The following is a 25600-nucleotide window of genomic DNA, read 5'->3' on the forward strand; positions in this document are numbered from 1 at the left end:
TGTAAAAACCACTTAATAAAAAAGCCTGCATTAACTGTGCAGGCTTTTTTGTGGGCATTGATTGCTGGAGGTGTTACCACCCGGACCACAATCAGATTTACTGCGCTTAGTCGTGATAGTTCTCGGCCGCAAACAGGGTATTTTCCAGTAGGCTGGCAATTGTCATAGGACCTACGCCACCAGGTACTGGTGTGATATGACTAGCGTGCTCAGCGGCCACATCATATTGCACATCACCAACCAGTTGGCCGTTTTCCAAACGGTTGATCCCGACATCGATAACGATGGCACCGGGTTTAATCCACTCACCTGGAATAAAGTGTGGTTTACCCACAGCAACCACGACCAGATCGGCGCGGCGGACTTTATCTTCAAGGTCACGGGTAAAACGGTGACAGGTCGTCGTGGTGCAGCCGGCCAATAGCAGCTCTAATGTCATTGGGCGACCAACAATATTCGATGCGCCAACGACAACTGCATCTAGGCCGTAGGTGTCTACGCCTGTTGATTTAATTAAGGTCATGATCCCCATAGGTGTGCATGAGCGCAGCACAGGAATGCGCTGCGCCAGACGACCGACATTATAAGGATGGAAACCGTCGACATCTTTATCGGGCTGAATGCGCTCGATCACCTTCGATTCTTCGATATGATCAGGTAACGGCAGTTGCACCAAGATGCCGTCAATCGCAGGATCTTGGTTGCACTTGTCGATCAGGGCCAATAGATCGGCCTCAGATGTTTCGATTGGCAGGTCAAAAGATTGTGATAGGAAGCCAACTTCTTCACAGGCGCGGCGCTTGCTGCCGACATAAACCTGAGAAGCCGGATCGGCGCCGACTAAAATAACGGCTAGTCCCGGTACACGCTTTCCAGCCTCTTTGCGGGCGGTTACTTTGGCACTTAGTTGCTTTCGAATGGATTGAGCAATCGCTTTGCCATCGATTATTTGTGCTGTCATGGGGGGTGGATTTCCTTAATATGGCGCGATAATAAAAAATCGGCGACATTTTAACAGGGGGGGCGGAAACTGTCATTGACTTAGGACGATAATAGACAGTTCTAATATATGGATAATGCCAGCTAAGGCGCCTATTATCATTGCATTGTTAAAAAGGCCAAGCTGAAGTGTGGAAACGGGTTATTCGCGCAGATATTTGCCCGGATTGTTTAATAAAGTTTCGGATAGCTGTTTAAATAGTCATGTGCGTCGTCATTGCAAAAAAATCGTTGACGCTAACCATGTGAGGGGATAATATGCGCTCCGTTCTCAGCGACACCCAGTGAGTGTTGAGAGTGTTAGACTTTCGGTGATTAGCGCAGCCCGGTAGCGCATCTGGTTTGGGACCAGAGGGTCAGAGGTTCGAATCCTCTATCACCGACCAAATTTTTAAATAGTGTGGATACGCTATTTTGCCCTGTTAGGATATGAACCAAGTTCATAACGACGCGCCCGTAGCTCAGTTGGATAGAGCATCCGCCTTCTAAGCGGATGGCCGCAGGTTCGAATCCTGCCGGGCGTACCAAATCAGTGGTGATTGTAGCTCAGTTGGTAGAGCCCCGGATTGTGATTCCGGTTGTCGTGGGTTCAAGTCCCATCAGTCACCCCACTTCTTTTGAAGAAAATAAAAAAAGCGACCTAAGGTCGCTTTTTTTACGTCTGTAATTCGAGCTTTGAGGCTCGACTATGCAGAAAACCGTGGCTATAATGTCGCGTCTTGATAAATTTCAACTATGTGCGACGACTGCCAAACCCAGTTACCAAGGCATTTTAGTCGTTTTTTTAGATCAAGAAACGAATACCTTAATAGTTGATGATTCGGCTATTACAAAAGACGTTTGACATATTTCGAGGTAAAACAATGCAAGTTTCTGTAGAAACAACACAAGGTTTAGAGCGCCGCCTAACTATCTCTGTTCCAGCTGAGCAGATTGAAAAAGCCGTTTCTGATAGTTTGAAAAATGAAGCTAAGCGTGCACGTATTCCTGGTTTCCGTCCAGGCAAGGTACCTGTAAGCGTGATCAACAAGCGTTACGGTAAAGCGATTCGTCAAGAGATCACTGGTGAAGTGATGCAACGTAATTTCGTTGAAGCCATCATCGCAGAAAAATTGAACCCAGCGGGTGCACCAACTTTTGTTCCTGGTGAGACCGATGCCGAAAACTTCCAGTTTGTTGCAACCTTCGAAATCTACCCAGAAGTAGAACTAAAAGGTCTAGATGCAATTGAAGTTGAACAACCAACTGCTGAAGTAACCGATGCTGATGTAGATGCGATGATCGAAACTCTGCGTAAGCAACACGCAACGTTCGAAGTGGTTGAGCGTGAAGCGGCTGAAGGCGATAAAGCGAAGATCGATTTCGTGGGTTCTATCGACGGTGAAGAGTTTGAAGGCGGCAAGGCTGAAGATTTCGAACTACAACTGGGTAGTGGCCGCATGATTCCAGGCTTCGAGTCTGGCGTTGAAGGTCATAAAGCGGGTGAAACATTCGATATCGAAGTGACTTTCCCAGAAGATTACCACGCAGAAAACCTGAAGGGTAAAGTGGCTAAGTTCGCTATCACTTTGAAAGAAGTACAAGCGGCTAACCTGCCTGAAGTTAACGACGAGTTCGCTAAGTTGTTCGGTGTCGCTGAAGGTGGCCTAGAAGCCCTTAAAGTTGAGATCAGCAAGAACATGAGCCGTGAGCTTGAGCAAGCGCTTAAGGCTAACGTTAAAGATCAAGTACTAAACGGTCTGCTAGCGCAAAACGAGATCGATCTGCCTAAGGCACTGATCGACGGTGAAGTTAACGTACTTCGTCAACAAGCAATGCAGCGTTTTGGTAACCAAGCCGCTAACATGCCTGAGCTACCAGCTGATCTGTTCACAGAGCAAGCTGAGCGCCGCGTAAAAGTCGGTCTGCTACTTGGTGAAGTGATCAAGACTAACGAGCTGAAAGCGGATGATGAGCGTGTACAAGCACTGATCGCTTCTATGGCGTCTGCCTACGAAGATCCAAAGGAAGTTATTGAATATTACAATAACAACCAAGAGATGATGCAGAACATGCGCAACGTTGCGCTAGAAGAGCAAGCGGTTGAAGCTCTGCTGAAAACGGCTAAAGTGACAGAGAAAGCAGTTCAATTCGAAGAATTTATGAACAAGGCTACTGGTCGCGCGTAACCTATGCTTGACTTAAATGGCTGTTAGCCATTTATAATGGCTCGTATGAGGCTCCTCATGCGAGCCGTTTTTATTTAGGGAAGTTAATAATGCAAAATGCGCCAGAATCAGTACTGAATGCACTTGTGCCTATGGTTGTTGAACAAACGGCCAAAGGAGAACGTTCATATGATATTTATTCTCGTCTGCTAAAAGAGCGAGTGATCTTCCTCGTCGGTCAGGTCGAGGAGCATATGGCAAACCTAATCGTTGCTCAGCTACTGTTCCTTGAGTCTGAGAGCCCAGATAAAGATATCTATCTTTATATTAATTCTCCGGGTGGTTCGGTGACGGCAGGTATGGCGATTTATGATACGATGCAGTTTATTAAGCCTAACGTCAGCACAGTTTGTATTGGCCAGGCTGCCAGCATGGGCGCGTTTCTGTTAGCCGGTGGTGCTAAGGGTAAGCGTCATTGTCTACCTAACTCGCGTGTGATGATCCATCAGCCTTTGGGCGGTTTCCAAGGCCAAGCCTCTGACATTGCGATTCATGCGCAAGAGATCTTAGGTATCAAGAATAAGTTGAATCAGATGCTTGCCGATCATACTGGCCAGCCGCTGGAGGTTATCGAGCGCGATACCGATCGTGATAACTTTATGAGTGCAACCGAGGCCGAGGCCTATGGTTTAGTGGACTCAGTGCTCGATAAACGAAGCTGATATTTGTCGCTTGCTGAGCTATGATCAGTAAAAGGCTATAGAGATGAATTGTGCAGTGAGTGAAACTGCAAAAGAGGTAAACTAATGGGCGACAACAAAAGCAACGGTGATAGCGGGAAACTGCTGTACTGCTCTTTTTGTGGAAAGAGTCAGCATGAGGTTCGTAAGCTCATCGCCGGCCCTTCTGTGTATGTATGTGACGAGTGTGTAGAGCTTTGTAATGATATCATCCGTGAAGAAATTCGTGAGATATCGCCTAAGCAAGATCAAGACAGATTACCTACGCCACATGAGCTCAGAGCACATCTTGACGACTATGTGATTGGTCAGGAGAAGGCTAAGAAAGTCTTATCTGTTGCTGTATATAATCACTATAAGCGTTTAAAGAATTCCACGCCTAAAGATGGTGTCGAGTTGGGTAAGAGTAATATCTTGCTGATCGGCCCAACAGGTAGTGGTAAAACATTGCTGGCCGAGACTTTGGCTCGCTTCTTAAACGTGCCTTTTACTATGGCCGATGCCACCACCTTAACCGAAGCCGGTTATGTGGGTGAAGATGTTGAGAACATCATTCAGAAGCTATTACAAAAGTGTGATTACGATGTCGAGAAGGCACAGCGCGGTATCGTCTATATCGATGAGATCGATAAGATCAGTCGTAAGTCAGATAATCCGTCTATCACCCGTGACGTGTCCGGTGAAGGTGTACAGCAGGCATTGCTTAAACTGATTGAAGGTACTGTAGCAGCTGTGCCACCTCAAGGCGGACGTAAGCATCCTCAGCAGGAGTTCTTGCAGGTTGATACCTCTAAGATTCTGTTCATCTGTGGCGGTGCGTTCGCAGGGCTGGAGAAGGTGATTGAGCAGCGTTCTCATGTGGGAACCGGTATTGGCTTTGGCGCCGAGGTGAAGGGGGAGGCCGATAAGGCAACCATTTCCGATGTACTGATGCAGGTTGAGCCTGAAGATCTGGTTAAATACGGTCTGATCCCTGAGTTTATCGGTCGTCTGCCTGTTTTGGCGACACTGGCAGAGTTAGATGATGCGGCCCTAATTCAGATTCTGTCTGAGCCGAAGAACGCGTTGACTAAGCAGTTTGCAGCCTTGTTCGAAATGGAAGGGGTAGAGCTCGAGTTTAGAGAAGATGCCCTTAAGGCGATCGCTTTGAAGGCGATGGACCGCAAAACCGGTGCTCGTGGCCTGCGTTCAATTGTTGAAGGTATACTGCTTGATATCATGTATGACTTACCTTCGTCAGAAAATGTGGCCAAGGTGGTTATCGATGAATCCGTGGTCAAGGGGGAGTCAGATCCTATCTTGATTTACGAAACCAACGAGTCGCAAGCTGCCGTTGCTGAACAATAATTCGGCTAACACTCAGCTAAGCTATCATTAAGGAGTCCACTGGACTCCTTTTTTTATTTTTGCCATTGAAACCCACTAAAACACCCCAATATACTGATTAATATTGTTACCAAACGGAATCGAGCTATGACCTTAGAGCGTGAAGCGCGAATCGAACTCCCGGTACTGCCATTGAGAGATGTGGTGGTCTACCCGCACATGGTTATCCCCCTGTTTGTTGGGCGGGAGAAATCTATCCGCTGCCTGGAAGCGGCGATGGAGCAAGACAAGCAGATTATATTAGTGGCTCAGCGCGATGCTGAATTAGATGAACCGACCAGCGATGATATTTTTGACGTCGGTACCGTCGCCTCTATCCTGCAACTGCTGAAACTGCCTGATGGCACGGTGAAGGTGCTGGTAGAAGGCGGCCAACGTGCGCGCATCGACAAGTACACTCAAGAAACCGAGTATTTTATTGCCACGGCGCAATACCTTGAATCGGAAGAGCTTGCCGACAAGGAAGAGGAAGTGCTGGTGCGCTCGGCCATCGGCCAGTTCGAAGGTTATATTAAGCTGAACAAGAAGATCCCGCCTGAGGTATTGACCTCGCTCTCGGGTATCGATGAGGCCGCACGTTTAGCAGATACCATGGCGGCACATATGCCGCTCAAGCTGGAAGATAAACAGGCTGTGCTTGAGATGGTCAACGTCTCTGAGCGCCTCGAATATCTGATGGCCATGATGGAATCTGAAATCGATCTGCTGCAGGTGGAGAAGCGCATTCGCTCTCGCGTCAAGAAGCAGATGGAGAAGAGCCAGCGTGAGTACTATCTGAATGAGCAGATGAAGGCGATTCAGAAAGAGCTTGGTGATATAGACGAGTCTCATGACGAGTTCGAGACCCTGACACGTAAGATTGAAGAAGCGGGTATGCCGAGCGAGGCCAAAGAGAAGGCTACCGCTGAGCTGAATAAGCTGAAGATGATGTCACCCATGTCAGCTGAAGCTACCGTGGTTCGCAGTTATGTGGACTGGATGATCTCTGTGCCTTGGAAGCAGCGCTCTAAGATCAAGCGTGATCTGGCAAAAGCTCAAGATGTTCTGGATACAGACCATTATGGTCTGGAGAAAGTCAAAGAGCGCATCTTAGAATATCTTGCAGTGCAGAGCCGTGTTAAGCAGCTAAAAGGGCCTATCTTATGCCTTGTGGGTCCACCAGGGGTAGGTAAAACCTCTCTGGGTCAATCTATCGCTAAGGCAACGGGCCGTAAGTACGTCCGTGTTGCGCTCGGCGGCGTGCGTGATGAAGCGGAGATCCGTGGTCACCGTCGTACCTATATCGGCTCAATGCCAGGTAAGGTGATTCAGAAGATGTCTAAAGTGGGTGTCAAGAACCCGCTGTTCCTGCTCGATGAGATAGACAAGATGAGCAGTGATATGCGTGGTGATCCAGCGTCAGCGCTGCTTGAGGTGTTAGATCCTGAGCAGAACGCGACCTTTAGCGATCACTACCTTGAGGTGGACTACGATCTCTCTGATGTGATGTTTGTCGCCACTTCCAACTCGATGAATATTCCTGGTCCATTGCTTGATCGTATGGAAGTGATTCGTCTGTCGGGTTACACCGAAGATGAGAAGCTTAACATTGCCAAACAACACCTGCTGCCAAAGCAGATTGAGCGCAATGGTCTGAAAGCCAACGAGGTGACTGTTGATGAGAGTGCCATCATAGGCATTATTCGTTATTACACCCGTGAAGCCGGTGTGCGTGCACTTGAGCGTGAGCTGTCTAAGATTTGCCGCAAGGTTGTGAAGCAAATCCTGCTTGATAAGTCGGTTAAGCATGTGGACGTCAATCAAGACAATCTCAAGTCTTACCTGGGTGTTCAGCGCTATGACTATGGCAAGGCGGAATCGAACAACCAGATTGGCCAAGTCACAGGCCTTGCCTGGACTGAAGTGGGTGGCGACCTGCTCACCATCGAAGCCACCTCTGTGCCGGGTAAGGGCAAGCTGACTTATACCGGTTCTCTGGGTGATGTGATGCAGGAATCGATTCAGGCGGCGATGACAGTGGTGCGAGCCCGTGCAGAGCAGCTTGGCATTAACCCAGACTTCTACGAGAAGCGTGATATCCATGTGCACGTGCCAGAAGGGGCGACGCCTAAGGATGGCCCATCAGCCGGCGCGGCGATGTGTACGGCTTTAGTTTCGAGCCTCACGGGTAACCCGGTACGTGCCGATGTCGCCATGACCGGCGAGATCACCTTGCGCGGCGAAGTATTGCCCATTGGTGGCCTAAAAGAGAAACTGCTCGCGGCCCACCGCGGCGGTACTAAGCTGGTGTTAATCCCTAAAGAAAACGAGCGAGATCTTGAGGAAATTCCGGCTAATGTGGTGGCCGATCTGGAGATTAGACCGGTACGTTGGGTCGATGAAGTTCTTAAGTTGGCGTTAGAACGACCAATCGAAGGCTTTGAAGTTGTTAAAAATTTGGTCTAACGCAAGAAAATGCCTATTTGCATTAAAAAAAATGCAAAAAGGGGCTTTTTAAAATCTAAACCTGTGGTAGCCTAGGTCTGTGGATAGCTTTCTAGCTGCAGCCCTTGGCGCTGCTGGTTTTTAGGCTTATTCCGATTTTATTTCTTAGGTTTTCCTATTTGGCTTGAACTTTAGTTTCAAGCTTGTTATAAAAAGCCTCCGCAGACCGCTCTAGAGAAGGATTTGGTTGCGGCGCAAAAATTAAATTCAAGGGGATGACATGAACAAATCTGAACTAATCGAGAAAATCGCTTCTGGTGCTGATATCTCTAAAGCGGCCGCTGGTCGTGCTCTAGATTCTTTTATTTCTGCTGTGACTGATGGCTTAAAAGATGGCGATAAAATCTCTCTAGTTGGTTTTGGTACTTTTGAAGTGCGTCAGCGTGCAGAGCGTACTGGTCGCAACCCACAGACGGGTAAAGAGATCAAGATTGCAGCAGCAAACATTCCAGCATTCAAGGCCGGTAAAGCACTTAAAGACGCTGTAAACTAAGAGATTCTTAGTTAAGGTGGCCTTTGTAAACCTTACGAGTAGTTTGATAAGCACTGTTTAGACAGTGCTTTTTACGAGTAAGGGTTTTGATAATGTCAATTCACATTATCAAGCCGTTGGCCTAACATTACGCACTGTGTAAACTAGGTCTACAAATTACAAAAATGGCGCATCCTCCATATAGGTGATGCGCCATTTTATTTTCAATGCAACGAGCGAGAAATCTGATGTTAGAAAAGATTCGCGAAGGCTCACAAGGCGTGATTGCTAAAGGCATTCTCGTTCTTGTGATATTGTCCTTTGCATTTACTGGTGTAAGTAGTTACCTCGGGTCATCCTCGGAGCCGTCAGCGGCTACGGTTAATGGTGAAGAGATCAGTAAATCTGCACTGGAGCAAGCCTATCAAAGCGAGCGTGCTCGATTAGAGCAGCAACTGGGTGAGATGTACGATGCATTGGCCAGTAACGAGAGTTACCTGGCTAGCGTGAAGCAGAGTGTTTTAGATCGTTTGATCGCCGATAAACTGGTTGATCAAGCTGCTGCCGAACTGGGACTGACTGTGTCAGATCAGCAGATCAAGACAGCCATCATGAACGAACCTGCGTTTCAAACCGATGGTCAATTCGACAACGATCGTTACCTGGCACTTATTCGTCAACTGGGTTATCAAGCCAACAGTTTTCGCGACATGATGCGCGCCGACATGACTCGCCGTCAGTTGGTGGTTTCTGTGGTAGGGTCTGAGTTTGTGTTACCTGGCGAGGCCGAGTATCTGGCTAAGCTGCAAGGGCAGACTCGCGATATCCGTTATCAGGTTGTCGATGCTGAGCCCCTGTTAGCGGGTGTGACGGTTAGCGATGAAGAAGCTAATACCTACTATCAGCAAAATCAGATGCAATTTGTGCGTCCTGAGACGATTTCGTTAGATTATATCGAGCTAAGTGCCGATATGTTGGCATCGTCTGTTCAGATCACGGATGAAGAAGCTAAGACTTACTACGATGAAAACAAGGCGCAGTATCTGCAGCCAGAGAAGCGTTTAGCTGGTCATATTTTAATTAGCCTTGGCGATGATGATGACGCGGCCGAAGCGAAGGCTGAGGCGGTATTAGCCAAACTTAAGGCTGGTGAAGACTTTGCAGAACTGGCTAAGAGCGATTCAGACGACAGCTTTAGCGGTGAGCAAGGTGGACAGCTGGATTGGTTCGAGCAGGGTGTGATGGAAGCACCATTTGATGAGACGCTGTTTGGTCTAGAAAAAGGTCAGTATTCAGATGTGGTTAAAACCAGCTTTGGTTACCATATCATTAAGCTGTTAGACCTACAGCCAGCATCGACCTCTGCTTATGAGGATGTGAAAGATAAGATCATCGCTCAACTTCAGCAAGATAAGGCGGTTAACGAGTACTATTCGCTGCAGCAGCGCTTGTCTGATGTGAGCTATGAAGTGCCTGATACCCTATCTGAGGCGGCTAAAGAAGTTGGCGTTGCGGTGAAGACAAGCCCTGTGTTCACTCGTGACAATGCACCAGAGCCTCTTAACTCCCCTGATGTGCTCAAAGCGGCGTTCTCTAACACTGTATTGCTAGATGGCATGAACAGTGACGTAATTGAGCTGGGTAATAACCATGTGGTTGTGGTACGTGTTAAAACACATACCGAGGCCGGTACCATGGAGTTTGCCGATGTTAAAGCAAACATCCTTGAGCGTCTGAAACAGGATAAGGCGAACGATCTTGCTCGTGATAAAGCTCAAGAGATCATGGCGGCCATTAAAGGCGGCGATATCTCAGAAGAGATGATCACTCGTACCCAGTTAAGTCGTGGTGAGCAAGGTATAGATACTTCGATTGTCAGTAAGGCATTTGAAATGGCTCAACCTTCAGGTGACCTAGTGGTTGATACTGCTGCACTGGCTGATGGTTATGCCGTGGTGATTCTAGACAAGGTTAATCAGCCTGAGCAAGTCGATGCAAATCTGGTGACAGCGTTGAAACAAAGATTGAATTCGCAGTACAGTGAAAACGATTACCGCTCGCTTATTGCCGCACTGAAGTCAGAAGCTGAAGTGGTTTACTCGCCAGCTGAATAAAGCTATCGGGTATCCTTAAAAAGCCAGTCCAAGTGACTGGCTTTTTTATTATCTGTCATTTAACGAGCTAAGTTGGCTTGCTGGCTATGGGTTTTAAGATCACAGTTTGAGGGTGCAATCAGAGTATCAGATTGTCAGAGTTCAGCTAAGAGCGGATAACTCATTAAACCAGTGTATTGGGTAGTCGATAAGGAGATTAGGCTATAGAGGCGGGCAGAGGCGTTTTGATAAACATTATCAGGCGCAAGGGGAGACAAATATAAAAAAGCCACGGATAGACCCGTGGCTTTCTTCATGACACAGCCAGGTAAAGTTTAGAGCTGCTCTACGTCAAAATTCACTTCAGGGTTAACATCGGCTTCATAGTCAACTGAGGCGATGCCGAAACCAAACAGCTTAAGGAACTCCTCTTTGTACTCTCGATAATCGGTGAGTTCACTGAGGTTTTCTGTGGTGACGCTAGGCCACAGATCGCGGCAATGCTGCTGAATATCTTCACGTAGCTCCCAATCATCTAAGCGCAGACGGTTGGCCTCATCGACCTCTGGTGCTGCACCATCGGCGCGGTAGAGGCGCTCGTGGAACATACGGTTGATCTGCTCCTGACAGCCTTCGTGAAGGCCCTCTTCGCGCATCTTCTTAAACACCATAGCAATGTATAGCGGCATTACAGGGATCGCCGAGCTGGCCTGAGTTACCACGCTTTTTAGTACAGCGACATTCGCGCTACCGCCAGTGGCTGACAGCTTATCGTTCAGTGCGTGTGCCGCGCGGTCTAGATCCATCTTGGCTTTGCCCAGCGCACCGTGCCAGTAGATAGGCCAGGTCAACTCTGTACCTATGTAGCTGTAGGCAACGGTTTTGCATTGTGGGGCTAAGACACCGGCTTCAGAGAGGGCGTTCATCCACAATTCCCAATCTTGGCCGCCCATGACGGTAATTGTGTCTTGGATCTCTTGCTCAGTAGCAGGCTCGACACTTGTCTCTATGATAAGGTCTTTGTTGGTGTCCACAGCCGTTGCCGTGTACGTTTCACCAATGGGCTTAAGTGATGAACGTACCAGCTCTCCGGAGTCTGGCAGCTTTCTTACTGGTGAGGCCAGGGAATAAACCACCATGTCTACTTGACCCAGATCTTGTTTGATCAGCTCGATTGCCTTTTGCTTAGCTTCATGGCTGAAGGCATCGCAGTTTAGGCTTTTCGAGTATAGGCCATCTTGCTTTGCAAACTTGTCGAAGGCGGCAGAGTTATACCAGCCAGCCGTACCAGGTTTAGTTTCGGTACCTGGTTTTTCAAAAAAGACGCCGAGGGTTGCTGCGCCGCTGCCGAAGGCCGCTGCGATGCGTGAAGATAGACCATAGCCACTTGAAGAGCCGATCACCAATACTTTTTTGGGGCCGTTTGCGACCGGACCTTTTGCCTTAGTGATGTTAATTTGCTCTAGTACATTTGCTTCACAGCCAACCGGATGAGTGGTGGTACAAATAAAGCCACGTGTTTTTGGTTTGATTATCATGTTTCTGCTTCTCTTGAAAAAGTGCCATAAGGATAAATAAACCAAGAAGAAATGGCACATGTTTTTTAGTAATAAGACGTTAATGCTCCAGTGGTTGGAGCAGTTTAACGCTTGTAGGAAAACATCGTCTGTTCTTGGATCAGTCGCTGGGTGTATTCGTGTTGTGGCGCACTAAACAGTTTTTCAGTCGTGGCCTTTTCTACCATTTTGCCCTGATGCAATACCATGATCTTGTCGCTAAAGTGGCGGATGATATTCATGTTGTGGGAGACGAAAATATAGGAGAGCCCCATCTCCTGCTGCAGCTTGAGTAGCAGGTTAAGGATCTGTGAGCGTACCGAGAGATCCAATGCCGTTAATGCCTCATCGGCTATGATGATTTTGGGGTTTAGCATTAAGGCTCTGGCCACGGCTACCCGTTGTTTCATCCCCTCTGAGATCATATGGGGGTAAAAGTCGGCGTGCTCGGGCAGTAAGCCGACCTTTCTTAAGGTGTCGACCACTTGGGCAAAACGCGCTTGTTTGTCCAGATCCGTATTAAACCTCAGGGGTTCATCCAAGAGCTCACCTACAGTAAGACGCGGGTTGAGTGAGGTGTTTGGGTCTTGGAAGATCATGCGGATTAGGCGGCAGCGTTGTTTGAGGTTACGGCTCTCTAATGCTTCGCCCTCAAATAAAATTTCACCATCTGTGCGTTGCTCCGCGCCGACCAAAATGCGCGCCAAGGTACTCTTGCCTGAGCCGGTTTCACCAACAATCGCCAGGGTCTCGCCACGATTGAGCTCGAAAGAGATAGGTTCGAGCGCGTGATGATACTGACGCTTAAAGCCTTTATAGCCAGCGAAAAAGGTTTTACTCAGTCGATCAACTTTTAGTAAGGGGCTCTTCATGGCATGGCTCATTGTGATAAGGAAAATGACAGGCAAAATAACGGTCTTTCTGATGACACAGGCTAGGCTGATTGACACATAGTTTCTGTGCCTGGGGACAACGCGGACCGAGTCGGCAACCTATTGGAAGATGTTGCAGCGCAGGCGCGGAGCCAGGTAGTGTCTGCATCATGGTCTTGTGATGTTCAGGATTTGAATAGTCAGGAATATTGTCCAATAGCGCCTTAGTGTAGGGGTGATAGGGATTAGCGATCACATCGCTTGTCGCTCCCGACTCCATCACTTGACCGCTATACATTACTGTTAGGCGGTCGCTCCATTGGGATAAGGTTTCTAACTCGTGACTAATTAATAGGATAGAGACGTTTTGCAGCTGGTTTAGCTTACTCAATAGACGAAATATTTGCGCCTGGGTGCGCACTTCCATCGAGTTGGTTGGCTCATCGGCGATCAACAATCTGGGTTGGTTGGCCACGGCGATGGCGATCATCACCTTTTGGCATTCGCCGTCTGATAACTCCCAGGCATAGCTGGACATGATCTTCTGTGTCTCTTTGATGCCGACCTTGTGTAACCATTGCTGTGCTTTTTTACGTTTGTCACTGCCACGTTTCCACCAAGGGAGATCTTTGTTTTCCGGCATCGCCTCAATGATCTGAGTGCCGACAGCGATGGCCGGATCCAGGCTACTGATAGGGTCTTGAAAAATCATTGCCATTTCGCTGCCCATGAGCGCGCGGCGCTCGCTGGGTGACATATCCATCAGATTTTGGCCATCCCACATCATGCGGTCGGCTTGTATGGTCCAGTTGTGACCTGGAATGCCTAAGATAGCTTTGGCAAGCAGTGTACGACCCGAGCCTGATTCTCCCACCAAGCCGTGCACTTCTCCTGGATTAAGGGTCAGACTCACCCGCTCCAGCGCCTTCACTCGGCCATGAGGCGTATCCAGTTCTATGGTGAGGTTTCTAATGTCCAGTAGTGGCATAGGTTTGTCTCATTAGGAGCGAATAGGGGAGAGGGCAGATCGCAGCCCGTCGCCCACAAGGTTAATGGCCAGTACGCTGCACAAGATAGCCACGCCGGGGATGGTCACAGTCCAAGGGGCGGTGAGTAGGTTGTCCATGCCTTGAGATACCATGGCGCCCCATTCCGGGCTAGGTGCCTGCGCCCCGAGATTGAGAAAACCCAGTGCGGCAATATCCAAGATAGCCGCGGAGATCCCTAGAGTGGTTTGAATAATCATGGTATCCATTACGTTTGGCAAAATCACATACCAGAAGATCTGTAGGCTGTTGGCACCATCGAGTCTGGCGGCGGTAACATATTCTTTTTGCCGTTCTTCATGTACCGCCTGGTGAATGGCGCGCACAAATTGTGGCGTTAAGGCGATGCCCACCGCCCAGAATACGTTACCAAGCCCAGGGCCTGTCACGGCAACCACTAAGATCGCCATCAAGAGCGAAGGAATAGAGAGCAGGGCATCTAATAGATGGCTGAGAATGCTGGATTTAAGCCCTGTCATCATGCCTGAGATAGAGCCGATAACAAAGCCTACCAAGAGGGCGGTAATTACGATGGCAAGGGCCATGCCAAAGGTCAGGTGAGCGCCATGAAGTAATCGACTGAAGATATCCCGGCCCAGATCGTCAGTACCGAGAAAATGTTCTACTGTGCCAGAGGGTTCCCATGAAGGCGCTAGCAAGAGCGCCAGGGGATCTTGATGCTCCGGGCTATAAGGTGCGATCAGTGGACCAAATAGTGCCAAGAGCAACAGACAACAGACGGCCCAGAGTCCCGCGAAGGCAAAGGGGTTGTCGGTAAAGGCTGACCAGATCCGGCTCAGGGGAGAGGGAATATGATCTTCCTGATAGATTTTAATTTGCGGCATAAAGCTCTTTCCTGCTGAGGGGATTCATTGCCGTATGGATCACTTCGATAAGAATGCTCAAGAAGATGATAATTAGGGCAACGGCTAAAATCCCACCCTGAATCACAGTATAATCACGTTGATAAATCCCCGAGACTAACCAAGCGCCTACGCCCGGCCAGCTAAAGATCACTTCTACCACCATAGCATAGCTGGCAAAGGCGCCTAACATCAGGCCAAGGTTTTTCAATACAGGGACAAAGGCGTTCGGTAGGGCATGGCGCAGCACTATGGTACTGGTGCGCAATCCGCGTGCCTCGGCCGCCTTGATATAGGTCTGATCCATGATGGTTATCATGGCTGAGCGTGTGATACGCACCACTACGGTAAAAGGCAGTACCGCAAGTGTTACTGCTGGTAAGATGATATGCAGCAGGGCGTCAATAAAGGCCGATGTCGCGTATTGTGAATCGGACAGCAGGGTATCGATAAGCAAAAAGCCGCTAACAGGTTTGATGTCGTACAGCAGGTTGATCTGGCCCGAAATGGGCAGCCATCCCAGTTGCACGCCAAACCAGAGCGAGAGTGACAGGCCTAACCAGAATACTGGGATAGAGTAGCCTGTCAGGGTGATCGCCATAATGGTGTGCTGTGTGATCTTGTGTTTGCTCAAAGAAGCCAAGACGCCTAAGGGAAGACCGAGGATAAGGGCGATAAGGCCTGCAACGATGCCTAACTCGAAACTGGCGGGTAACACGGCTGAAAGCTCATCGATAACCGGGTTTTGAGAGGTCGCGGAAATGCCTAAATTACCTGTCAGTCGCTGGTGCAGATAGGCGATAAACTGATGCACTTGAGAACTGTCGAGTTGATAGTCTTGCTCTATCTGCATCAGTTCTTCACTGGTTGGTGATTGTAAGCCAGTTAGCGCGAAGGTATGTTCTACCGGAAATTTTCCCGTGGCGATAAACATCACCAAAAAGAGCACAAAGGAGGTTGCCAGGAACAAATTGAGTCTACGGATCAGGTATCTGGCCATTAGTTACTCTCCTTTGCAGCAGGCTGGGACGCCGAGGTGTTGGTAAAGGAGATACCGCCAAAAGGCGTTAATTTAGATTCGGTGACCGATTTTTGTTTGACCACCAGGCGGGTGGCGTGAGCAAAAGGCAACAATGGCATCTGCTGGGCAATATAGTGTTCCGCCTCCTGATAGAGTTTGGCGCGTTTTCCTCTGTCAGCGGTCGATTTCGCCGCATTGAGAATCTGATCAAATGCTGGGTCGCACCAACGAGAGCGGTTGCTGTTAGAACCCACCGAGGCGCAGCTTAAGATCGGCGTAAAAAAGTTATCCGGGTCGCTGTTGTCGGCGTTCCAGCCAATAAGCACTGAGTCATAGCCGTGCTGGCTCAGTTTCTGATTGAATACACTCCAGTCGTAGTTAACGATATTGACCTTGACGCCAATGTTGGCCATATCTGCCTGAATCAGCTCTGCTGTTTTATGGGCGTTAGGGTTATAGATACGCGCAACAGGCATGGCCCAAATATCTATGGTGAGATCGTGAACCCCAGCCTCGCTAAGCAATTGACGGGCTTTCTCGGGGTTATAATCGATCAGACTTTCGTTGGCGGAGTAGGCCCAAGAGAGGGGCGGCAACAGGCCTACAGCCTCTTCTGCGGTCTTATGGTAAACGGCTCTGAGAATGTTTTCTTTGTCTACAGCGTGAGCCAGCGCGCGCCGAACCCTGACATCATTGAGGGGAATACGCTCTGTGTTGAAGGCCCAGAAGGCGACATTAAATCCTGGCAGTGAATCGACCTCAAGATCGTCTTTATCGATGACAACTGGCAGTTCGCCCGCTTTTGGTAAGGCTGAGATGTTACAGTCACCCGTGATGAGCTTTGCTAAGCGAGTGGTGCTTTTTGGCGTTATATCAAACACAAGCTGGTCGACTTCAGGGGTGAGACGCCAGTAGTCAGGGTTACGGTAGTAACGGATAAAGTCATTTTTTACATAGTCGATTAGACGAAACGGTCCAGTGCCTATGGCTTGTTTATCCAGTAACTCAGCTTGGCCAGATTGCAATAGCTGATCGGCGTACTCTTTGGAGAGAATAATTGCAAACCCGGTCGCCAGATTCGACAAGAAAGAAGCATCTTTATGCTTGAGATGGAAGGCGACATGGTAGTCATCAATCTTCTCAATAGCGTCGATCAGTTCGGCAAAGCCAATACTCTGGAAAAAGGGGTAACCTGTCTTGGAGACAAAGTGGTAAGGATGGTTAGTGTCGATAATGCGATTGAAAGAGAAGAGCACATCGTCGGCATTAAAATTACGGCTCGGGGTAAAACTGTCTGACTGATGAAATTGTACGCCCTGGCGTAACTCAAAGGTGTAGACCTTCTCATCCTCGCTTAAGTGCCAAGAGGTGGCCAGTGATGGGGTCATCTCTCCCGATTTGGCGTCATAATCGACCAATCCATCATAGAGCTGCTGTGAGGTAGCATCGACCGTAGTGCCTGAGGTAACCAACTGGGGATTAAAAGATTCTGGATTGCCTTCAGAGCAGTAGACCAAGCCTGAGGGCACGCGTGTTGGCCCACAGGCTGACAACAGTGGCACAATACAACAAAACGCCGAACCTAACGTGAGACGTTTGAGCAGCTCTTTCATCAGTAGATGTAATAGTTGTTTGAATGAAGAGGTTTATTTTAACAGTGGGATGGAGTTAGGGGCAAACATCATCTGCCCCTGAATGCGTTATTTATCCAGTAAGTTGTACTTTTTCAAGATACCTCTGAGCTGGTGATAGCTGAGCCCGAGCAGTTCGGCGGTTTTCTTCTGATTATATTGACCTGTCTCTAAGGCTTTTTTGAGCAGTGAGATCTCTTGATGTTCGCAGTGCTCTTTAAAGTCGATGGGGAAACAGATTTCATCGCCAGTCGAGACAGTGCTTTGCGCCTTAGGCTCTGGCTTGTCCGTGTCGCTCTCGCTCTGGCGCGGCGTATCGACCTGGGCTTGACGAGATTTGGTCTTGACACGATTCGTTGGGCGATAGGGAGAGGCGAAGGGATCGATCACTATGCTGTCTATGGCCTCATCTTGCTCCGTATTGCGATAGACGGAGCGCTCAACTACGTTCTTTAACTCACGAATATTGCCCGGCCAGCTATATTCCATTAACTGTTCTATTGCATTTGGGCTAAAGCCATCAAATTGTAGCTGCTTTAATTGGCGCGCCATGCCGATGGCAAAGTATTCTGCAAGCGGCATGATATCTTCCTTACGATGACGCAGTGGTGGCAGCGTGATCACATCGAAGGCTAGGCGGTCGAGCAGGTCGGCCCGAAATTCGCCAGCTTCGGCGAGTGAGGGGAGATCTTCGTTGGCGGCACACACTAATCGCACATCGGTCTGCACGGTTTTACTGCCGCCCACGCGTTCAAACTCACCATATTCGATGACCCGCAGTAACTTCTCTTGTATGAGTCCAGAGGTGTTGGCCAACTCATCTAAAAACAGTGTGCCGCCATCGGCACGTTCGAAACGCCCCTCATGTTTCTTATTCGCGCCGGTAAAGGCGCCGGCATCATGGCCAAAGAGTTCACTTTCAAGCAAATTTTCACTGAGTGATGAACAGTTTAGCTTGATAAAGCTTTGATCCCAGCGTTTAGAGAGATAATGTAAGCGCTCGGCGATCAGTTCTTTACCTGTGCCGCGCTCGCCAATAATTAAGACAGGCTTTGATAGCGGAGCAATTTTTGATACATGCTCTAGGACTTCCAAGAGGGCGTTTGACTGACCTATAAGGTTGTCTTGTTGAAATTGATTGGCCACTTTATTTTTTAGTCTTTCACGCTAATTATTGGTGAAAATAATAATATGTGTCTAGTGAATTAAAATAAAGAAAAAGTTATAAATATGTTTAACCAATTGTTTTTTATGGGTATAGTTAAGTTGGCACACTTAATGTATTAATCTAAGCGAAACCAACATAAATTTGAGGACAGTATTATGGGAATTTTCTCTCGCTTTGCAGATATTATTAACTCTAATATCAGTGCATTACTCGATAAAGCAGAAGATCCAGAAAAAATGGTTCGCCTGATCATCCAAGAGATGGAAGATACATTAGTTGAAGTGCGTTCGACCTCTGCCAAAGTCTTGGCTGAGAAGAAAGAGATCATTCGTCGCATCGCTAAGGTACAAGAGCAGGTGCAGGATTGGCAGGACAAAGCAGAATTGGCCTTGTCGAAAGACCGTGAAGATCTTGCCAAAGCCGCTTTGCTTGAAAAGCAAAAGGCCAGTGAGTTGGCGGCCACTCTGGAGCAGGAACTGGTTGTTGTTGAAGAGCAGATCAGCCGTTTGAAAGAGGAAGTGAACCTGCTGCAAGAGAAGTTGGCCGATGCCAAGGCGCGTCAGAAGACTATCATTATGCGTAAGCAGACTGCGTCTTCTCGCTTAGAAGTGAAGCGTCAGCTGGATTCGAGCAAGATTGATAATGCCATGAGCCGTTTTGAACAGTATGAGCGTCGCGTTGAAGGTCTTGAGTCTCAGGTGGAAGCCTATGATCTGGGTAACCAGAAGACACTTAACGACGAGTTTGCTGCGCTGGAAGCTGATGATGCCGTGAATGCGGAACTAGAAGCCCTTAAGGCTAAGGTCAAATCAGCTAAAGCTAAGAAACAGACTAAATAACAACAATTCTGAGGTGAGTTATGGATTTGGATTTATTAATAGCCCCCATTATTATCTTTATGGTTGTGGTGGCGCCCATCTGGCTAATTCTGCATTATCGTAGTAAACGCCAAGTGAGCCAGGGACTCACTGAAGAAGAGTATGCTCAGCTTAATGAGTTGATTGGTAAAGCAGACAAGATGGCCCAACGCATCGAAACATTGGAAGCAATTTTAGATAGCGAGGCCCCGCAGTGGAGGAATCGAGATGAGCGAATCTAGTGGACGCCCCTTATATCGAATTCCCGAGTCAGGCAAGATAGCTGGAGTATGCGCAGGGATTGCGGATTACTTTAACTTCGAAACCTGGTTGGTGAGGGTAGTAGCAGCATCGATATTTTTGCTTGGGGGATCGGGAGTTGTCATTATCATCTACGTATTACTCTGGATGATCTTGGATATCAAACCCGGCAGCGCAAAGAACAAGCAACAACATAAAGAGATCGAGGTGAAGAAAAAGGTTTGGCAGGCAGGGGAGCCAGCCAAGGCAGCCTTAAGAGACGTCAACAACCAGTTTCGTGATTTAGAACTCAGGTTGCAGAATCTCGAAAGACATGTCACCTCAGATAGCTTCGAGCTAAAACAACAGATCAATAATCTTTAAATTCTTTCAATGGGCGGTGTATACCGCCCTTAGCCGTATTAAGATTAGGTGATGAACTCAATTAATCGCTCACTTCGTAAACTTACTCACCATTCTAAGTCTTTGGTTAAACGGACGACGGATAACCATGTCAGATTGGCTGTCACGGGTCTGTCTGGGGCGGGAAAAACCGCATTTATCACCGGGTTGGTTAACCAGTTGCTGCATGCGGGCATCGGCGAGCGTCACAATGCTCTGTCTTTGCTTGAAGTGTCGCGAGAAGAGCGGCTTTACGGGGTTAAACGTACGTTACAGCCCGATCTTACTATTGCCAGTTTCGATTATGAAGGTGCCATGGCGGCGTTATGTGGCGAACCCGCCGCCTGGCCGCAATCGACGCGTACTATTAGCGAGTTACGCCTGGCCATCCGTTATCAGCCTGCTGCCGGCCTTAGGGCGAAATTTACCGACAGCGCGACGCTTTTCTTAGATATCGTTGATTACCCGGGCGAGTGGTTGCTCGACCTGCCCATGCTAAGACTCAGCTTTATGCAGTGGTGTCAGGCGCAGTCTCGGCGTAAAGCAGTACTGTCGCTTAGCCCTCTCTATGAGAGCCTGATGTCTCTCTGTTGCGAACTGGATCTAAACGCACCAGCCGATGAGCTCAAGCTCAAAGAGATTGCCAATGCTTATCAAGCGCTCTTGGTTGATCTCGTTCAGCAGCAGGGGTTTTATTATGCACAGCCTGGACGCATGTTGCTGCCTGGAGAATTGGCCGATACGCCGATTCTGGCGTTTTTCCCGCTATTGCATCTGCGAGAGAGTGAGTTGCTGGAGCATGAAAAAAGCGCTAAAGGTTCATACTATCATGTGCTTAAGCAAAGGTATCAGAGCTATGTTAGCCAGGTGGTGAAGCCTTTCTACCGAGACTATTTCGCTAAATTTGATCGCCAGCTTGTGTTGGTCGATTGTTTAACACCCCTTAATCGTGGCAAGGCGCAGTTTGATGACATGGCCAGTGCAATCGACGGCATCATGGAGAGCTTTCATTTTGGTCAGTCTAATCTGCTTAGACGCCTGTTTGCGCCCCGTATCGATAAGTTACTGTTTGCTGCCAGTAAAGTGGACCATATGAGTCGTGATCAGCAGGGCAATGTACTGTCTCTCCTATCACATCTGGTTAAGCGTAGTCAGCAGCATGCCCAGTTCGAGGGCTGTGAGGTCGAGACCATGGCGATCAGTGCTATCAAGGCTACCCAGCACGGTATGGTCCAGAGCCAAGGTAAAGAGGTTGAGGTGGTTCAGGGCCGAGAGCTAAGCTCTGGTGACCTGGTTACCTTGTACCCAGGCGAAGTCCCTACTCACTTACCTAGCGCCGATTTCTGGGCCCGTCAGGGATTCGATTTTGTTAATTTTGCCCCGCCAAAGGCTAAGCAATCCGGTCATGAGGTGCATTTTGAGCATATACGCCTGGATCATCTTTTGCAGTTCTTACTCGGCGATAAATTGCGCTAACAGGTCGCAGATAAACATCATGTTGAAGGTGTTATGAATAAACCCGATTTACAGATAGAGAAGAAGCAGGTCTTCGATGAGCCTCAGCTTACCGGGGAGACAGAGCTTAAGGCTGCGCGGCGTTTTGATGGTGAGGTGACTCTTGACGATCAAGAGTCCGAGCAGACCTTGAATGCACTGGTTCCTGAGCTCGATGGGATAGCGCCTCAGGCACACTCACGCAAAAAGTCCTGGTCTTGGTTAGCTAAGGGGTCAATCTTGGGGATTGGCCTTGTCTTTGTCGTTGAGCTTTTGCTGACACTGCGACAGGCCTGGTTTGAGAGCCCTTTGCTATTTGCCCTCTACGGCACGGTGACCTCGGTTGTGGGATTATGGGCATGTGTGATTGCTATCAAAGAGTGGCGTCAGCTTAAGCGACTGCGCTCGGTGGAAGAGGCACAGGCGGTAAGTGAGCGCTTATCTGTTAGCATGCAAAGAGGTGAAGCTGATAAGTTTATTGATAAGATCATCTCGGCGTTACCTGGAGAGATAGATACTCAAAGGTACTATCGATTGGTACGAGAGGAGCACAACGATGCCGAGCGGTTACTCCTGTTCGAAACAAGTGTCTTGCCACAGCTCGATGCCAAGGCCAAGAAACTGGTGCATCGTTATGCCAGCGAATCAGCGTTACTGCTTGCGGCGAGTCCTATTGCCGTGCTCGATATGGCGATCATATTGTGGCGCAATCAGAAGATGATCGCACAGCTTGCCAGTTGTTATGGCATAGAGCTAGGTTATTGGAGTCGCATCAAGCTTATCAGGTCGGTGATCACTAACATTATCTACGCAGGTACCAGCGAAGTGGTCACTGACATTGGGACTCAGCTATTTTCACTCGAGGTATCGGGGAAAGTATCGGCCCGGTTGGCGCAGGGACTAGGCGGTGGTTTACTCACTGCGCGTTTGGGATATCAAACTATGCGTCTGTGTCGTCCGGTTGTCTTTACGCCGGAGACCAAACCAAAACTCAGCAAGATTCATACGGCTCTGCTGGGTGAGTTGAAAGACTTCTCACTTTCGGTTCTGGGTAAAACAACCGTTCGTAACAAAGATTTTACATCGAAGTAGGGCTTAATTTTTCGCTGCAGGTTTACTCCTAGCCCCTAAACTGGGCAAGTTAGTGCATCGCTCTCATTCAAACCTAACAATAATAGTGAGCGAGTATTATGGAGAAAGTGTATGCAAGAGAAATGGAAGCTTGCCACTCAGGTTATTCATGCTGGGCACGAGTCAAACCAGCATGGCGCCTTGGTGTCCCCGCTAGTGCAGAGCGCGACCTTTACCTTTGATAGTGTCGAGCAAGGTGGCGATTGTTTTGCCGGTGAGCAACAAGGCTATATCTATACCCGTTTGGGAAACCCCACCACCGCAGAACTGGAACGCAAGATGGCAGCCCTTGAGGGAAGCCAATCGGCTGCGGCTACGGCTTCAGGAATGGCTGCAGTCTCTGCAGCCCTGCTGACCCATTTAAGCCAGGGCGATCACTTGCTCGCCTCACGGGCCGTCTATGGTTGTACTTTTTCCCTAATGACCGAGCAGTTTAAGCGCTTCGGTATTGAGGTGACCTTGGTCGATTTTGCCGAGCTTGCCAACATCGAACAAGCTATCAGGCCTAACACTAAGGCGCTCTTTTGCGAAACTCCCGTGAATCCTCATCTTGATGTTTATGATTTACAAGCGATAGCCGCCATCGCGAAGCGTCACAATCTGGTCAGCATAGTGGATAACACCTTCATGACGCCACTATTGCAACGTCCATTGGCGCTGGGAATAGATGTTGTGATCCACAGCGCCACTAAATACCTCAACGGCCATGGCGATGTGATTGCCGGTATTGTGTGTGGCACTGAGGAGATGATCACTAAGCTGAAACTCGAGGTGCTAAAGGATATTGGTGGAGTGATCTCTCCCCATGATGCCTGGTTGATCCTTCGAGGGCTAAAAACCTTAGATGTACGTCTGGGAAGGCATTGTGACAACGCTGAGCGGGTGGCGGCCTACCTTGAGCAACATCCGCAAGTCGCCAGAGTCTACTATCCGGGGTTAAAGGGGCATTCTGGCTATGGATTACTCGGACAGCAGATGCGCCGCGCTGGTGGTGTCGTTGCCTTTGAACTTAAGGGTAGCTTTGAGACCGCTAAGGCATTTGTGAACAGACTGAAGCTATTTAAGATCGCGGTGAGCCTGGGGGATGCGGAATCGCTTATCCAACATCCTGCTTCTATGACTCACTCTCCCTATTCGCCAGAGGCGAGGATGGAAGCGGGGATAGGTGATACGCTGCTAAGGATCTCTTTGGGTCTCGAGGACAGCGATGACATCATTGCCGATTTGGCGCAGGCCTTCTAATCATGATCGTTAACTGAAATAGGTTAAGTGAAGTACTTTTAGTGAAATTTACAGGTGATAAAAAAGGCCCGCATCAGCAGGCCTTTTTTGTTACTGGTGTTAGATAGTCCAGAATAGGTGGGCTATCACATAGAGCGCCAGCATGCTGATGAAGTTGATAATCACCCCGGCGCGCATCATTTCAGATTGTTTAATGTAACCTGAGCCGTAGACGATAGCGTTAGGCGGTGTGGCGACGGGCAGCATAAAGGCGCAAGAGGCCGCAATACCGATAAGCACCGACAACATGACTGGAGACAGGCCAAGTGCCTCGGCGATGGCGGCAAACACAGGCACCAAGAGTGCTGCACTGGCCGTGTTACTAGCAAACTCGGTCAGCATTACCACGAAGAAGATCACCGCAAAGGTAAACAGGGCCATGTGAGTGTTGCCAAAGATATCGGTTACCCAGTGAGCGAGGAAAACGCTGGTGCCTGTGGCCTTGAGAATGGCGCTGAGAGTGAGGCCGCCACCAAAGAGGATCAGTACGCCCCAATCTGTGGTTTTCTCAATCTTCTTCCAATCGACTAAGCCTAAGCCTGCCAACATAACCACTGCGCCGAGTGCCACTATAGTATCGAACTGAGGGATCCCTCCTAGGGCTGCCGAGATAGGCTTACTGAAGATCCAGCAGCAGACGGTAGTGAGGAAGATCAGTAAGGTAAGTTTGCCGGGTAAAGCAAGTTGCTCGTTGCTCTTGGGAAGCTCACATACCACATTGAGGTTGGGTTTCAGATAGAGATAGAGAGCGATCAGCATACTAGGCAGCATGAGAGCCACGGTAATAAGGCCAAATTCTAGCCAGTCGGCAAAACTTAAACCGACCTGAGCCGCTGCAATCGCATTGGGAGGGCTGCCAACTAAAGTGCCTATGCCGCCAATGTTTGCCGAATAGGCGATACCCAGTAGCATAAACAGATAGGTGCTTTTGTGCTCCTTAAAGTCCAATTGTCTTAATATTCCCAAGGCTAGCGGCAACATCATGGCCGCGGTGGCAGTGTTGCTTATCCACATCGACAGTAATGCAGTAATACCGAAGAGGAGCATACAGGCAATGCTGAGTTTACCTTTCGATGCCGTTAGCACCTGATATGCAATGCGCTTATCAATGCCCTGATGATTTAGCGCTGCTGCCAGCACAAAACCACCAAAAAACAGATAGATAATTGGGTTGGCGAAGTTGCTCATGGCGGCCTTGGTTTCAAATACCCCAAGTAATACCCCCATGATAGGGATTAAGATGGCTGTGACACTAATATGTATCGCTTCTGTTAGCCATAGAATTGCGGCGAAGATCAATATGGAGATCCCCGTATTGACGCCTTGTTCAAAGGGCAAGAAATTGTAGAGCAGTGCAAAAAGTACGATATCGGCAAATAGGATCACCAGCTTGCTTTGCGAAGCCGATTTTGGCGGGGCAGCGAGTGCCTCTTGTGTTGTGTCGAGGGACATTGAGCTTCCTGATTTATTATTGTTTGGCGCTACACACTAGCCTAGCGGCGGCGGTACGCAACTGAAATTTTTTTGTGGCAAAACTACAGAGTGGTGACGGCCCGATGTGATCCGCGTCTCTGAAGTGGGTGCAATTGTGCTTTATATCACTCAGGCATGATAGGGGACGATCAAATTTTTTTTCAGTCGCTAGTTAAAGGCTCAGTAATTAATAAGGCGCTGAAATAAATTAATATAATTTATTTTGTGATCCGTATCGCATTGG

General features: G+C 48.7%; 21 protein-coding genes and 3 tRNA genes. 15 read left to right on the top strand and 9 right to left on the bottom strand.

Going from position 1 to position 25600, the window contains the following annotated elements; all coding sequences use genetic code 11:
* Positions 1-106: 106 nt before the first annotated feature.
* Entirely contained in the window at positions 107-961 is an 855-nt protein-coding gene (folD, locus tag L2712_RS10945) for a bifunctional methylenetetrahydrofolate dehydrogenase/methenyltetrahydrofolate cyclohydrolase FolD (protein WP_033537662.1), read from the bottom strand.
* A gap of 347 nt (positions 962-1308) precedes the next feature.
* On the opposite strand from folD, the gene L2712_RS10950 reads away from it, so the two are divergent.
* The 9 genes from L2712_RS10950 to ppiD all read left to right on the top strand — a co-directional run bounded on the left by L2712_RS10950 (position 1309) and on the right by ppiD (position 10342).
* Positions 1309-1385, top strand: a tRNA-Pro gene (locus L2712_RS10950).
* A 64-nt stretch (positions 1386-1449) separates the two neighbouring features.
* Positions 1450-1526 (top strand) — tRNA-Arg (locus L2712_RS10955).
* A gap of 8 nt (positions 1527-1534) precedes the next feature.
* Positions 1535-1610: transfer RNA gene (locus L2712_RS10960), tRNA-His, on the top strand.
* A gap of 252 nt (positions 1611-1862) precedes the next feature.
* The gene (gene tig / locus L2712_RS10965; RefSeq protein WP_033537663.1) at positions 1863-3167 is read left to right on the top strand and encodes a trigger factor; all 1305 of its coding nucleotides are present in this window, start codon (positions 1863-1865) and stop codon (positions 3165-3167) included.
* Between the two features lie 89 nt (positions 3168-3256).
* On the top strand, positions 3257-3868 hold the full coding sequence (clpP, locus tag L2712_RS10970) for an ATP-dependent Clp endopeptidase proteolytic subunit ClpP (RefSeq protein WP_033537664.1): 612 nt from the start codon (positions 3257-3259) through the stop codon (positions 3866-3868).
* Between the two features lie 84 nt (positions 3869-3952).
* Positions 3953-5233 carry an ATP-dependent protease ATP-binding subunit ClpX gene (gene clpX / locus L2712_RS10975; protein ID WP_033537665.1) on the top strand — a complete coding sequence of 427 codons (1281 nt, stop codon included), beginning with the start codon at positions 3953-3955 and terminating at the stop codon, positions 5231-5233.
* Between the two features lie 126 nt (positions 5234-5359).
* Complete coding sequence (lon, locus tag L2712_RS10980) at positions 5360-7717, top strand: endopeptidase La (protein ID WP_033537666.1); 2358 nt, start codon at positions 5360-5362, stop codon at positions 7715-7717.
* A gap of 259 nt (positions 7718-7976) precedes the next feature.
* Positions 7977-8249: an HU family DNA-binding protein gene (locus tag L2712_RS10985; protein ID WP_011866302.1), complete on the top strand. Its 273-nt coding sequence runs from the start codon at positions 7977-7979 to the stop codon at positions 8247-8249.
* Between the two features lie 227 nt (positions 8250-8476).
* Entirely contained in the window at positions 8477-10342 is a 1866-nt protein-coding gene (gene ppiD, locus L2712_RS10990; protein WP_248977808.1) for a peptidylprolyl isomerase, read from the top strand.
* Positions 10343-10656: 314 nt separating this feature from the next.
* On the opposite strand, the gene fabV is transcribed toward ppiD, so the two are convergent.
* The 7 genes from fabV to pspF all read right to left on the bottom strand — a co-directional run bounded on the left by fabV (position 10657) and on the right by pspF (position 18456).
* The gene (fabV, locus tag L2712_RS10995) at positions 10657-11859 is read right to left on the bottom strand and encodes an enoyl-ACP reductase FabV (protein ID WP_033537668.1); all 1203 of its coding nucleotides are present in this window, start codon (positions 11857-11859) and stop codon (positions 10657-10659) included.
* A 104-nt stretch (positions 11860-11963) separates the two neighbouring features.
* Positions 11964-12749 (bottom strand): peptide ABC transporter ATP-binding protein, encoded by a 786-nt coding sequence (locus L2712_RS11000; protein WP_088904300.1) that lies wholly within the window; start codon positions 12747-12749, stop codon positions 11964-11966.
* The gene (locus L2712_RS11005; RefSeq protein ID WP_088904301.1) at positions 12724-13737 is read right to left on the bottom strand and encodes a peptide ABC transporter ATP-binding protein; all 1014 of its coding nucleotides are present in this window, start codon (positions 13735-13737) and stop codon (positions 12724-12726) included. The genes L2712_RS11000 and L2712_RS11005 overlap by 26 nt, the downstream gene beginning before the upstream one ends.
* A 12-nt stretch (positions 13738-13749) precedes the next feature.
* The gene (locus tag L2712_RS11010) at positions 13750-14640 is read right to left on the bottom strand and encodes an ABC transporter permease subunit (protein WP_033537671.1); all 891 of its coding nucleotides are present in this window, start codon (positions 14638-14640) and stop codon (positions 13750-13752) included.
* Positions 14627-15658, bottom strand: a complete 1032-nt coding sequence (locus L2712_RS11015) for an ABC transporter permease subunit (protein WP_033537672.1) — start codon at positions 15656-15658, stop codon at positions 14627-14629. The genes L2712_RS11010 and L2712_RS11015 overlap by 14 nt, the downstream gene beginning before the upstream one ends.
* Positions 15658-17292, bottom strand: coding sequence for an ABC transporter substrate-binding protein (locus L2712_RS11020; protein ID WP_248977809.1), 1635 nt, complete (start codon positions 17290-17292; stop codon positions 15658-15660). The genes L2712_RS11015 and L2712_RS11020 overlap by 1 nt, the downstream gene beginning before the upstream one ends.
* A gap of 87 nt (positions 17293-17379) precedes the next feature.
* The gene (gene pspF / locus L2712_RS11025) at positions 17380-18456 is read right to left on the bottom strand and encodes a phage shock protein operon transcriptional activator (protein WP_033537674.1); all 1077 of its coding nucleotides are present in this window, start codon (positions 18454-18456) and stop codon (positions 17380-17382) included.
* Positions 18457-18633: 177 nt separating this feature from the next.
* On the opposite strand from pspF, the gene pspA reads away from it, so the two are divergent.
* The 6 genes from pspA to L2712_RS11055 all read left to right on the top strand — a co-directional run bounded on the left by pspA (position 18634) and on the right by L2712_RS11055 (position 23844).
* Positions 18634-19317 (top strand): phage shock protein PspA, encoded by a 684-nt coding sequence (gene pspA, locus L2712_RS11030; protein ID WP_033537675.1) that lies wholly within the window; start codon positions 18634-18636, stop codon positions 19315-19317.
* A gap of 20 nt (positions 19318-19337) precedes the next feature.
* Positions 19338-19577, top strand: a complete 240-nt coding sequence (pspB, locus tag L2712_RS11035) for an envelope stress response membrane protein PspB (RefSeq protein ID WP_011866292.1) — start codon at positions 19338-19340, stop codon at positions 19575-19577.
* Entirely contained in the window at positions 19564-19959 is a 396-nt protein-coding gene (pspC, locus tag L2712_RS11040) for an envelope stress response membrane protein PspC (protein ID WP_088904305.1), read from the top strand. Before pspB ends, pspC begins: the two co-directional genes overlap by 14 nt.
* A gap of 51 nt (positions 19960-20010) precedes the next feature.
* The gene (locus tag L2712_RS11045; protein ID WP_248977810.1) at positions 20011-21453 is read left to right on the top strand and encodes a YcjX family GTP-binding protein; all 1443 of its coding nucleotides are present in this window, start codon (positions 20011-20013) and stop codon (positions 21451-21453) included.
* A gap of 33 nt (positions 21454-21486) precedes the next feature.
* Positions 21487-22563: a TIGR01620 family protein gene (locus L2712_RS11050; protein ID WP_248977811.1), complete on the top strand. Its 1077-nt coding sequence runs from the start codon at positions 21487-21489 to the stop codon at positions 22561-22563.
* Between the two features lie 111 nt (positions 22564-22674).
* Positions 22675-23844: a trans-sulfuration enzyme family protein gene (locus L2712_RS11055; protein WP_248977812.1), complete on the top strand. Its 1170-nt coding sequence runs from the start codon at positions 22675-22677 to the stop codon at positions 23842-23844.
* A 99-nt stretch (positions 23845-23943) separates the two neighbouring features.
* Here the strand turns inward: L2712_RS11055 and L2712_RS11060 are convergent, their stop codons facing one another.
* Positions 23944-25335, bottom strand: a complete 1392-nt coding sequence (locus tag L2712_RS11060; protein WP_033537680.1) for an SLC13 family permease — start codon at positions 25333-25335, stop codon at positions 23944-23946.
* Between the last annotated feature and the right edge of the window lie 265 nt (positions 25336-25600).

The organism is Shewanella marisflavi (assembly GCF_023283925.1).
In the GTDB taxonomy this organism is placed as follows: domain Bacteria; phylum Pseudomonadota; class Gammaproteobacteria; order Enterobacterales; family Shewanellaceae; genus Shewanella; species Shewanella marisflavi.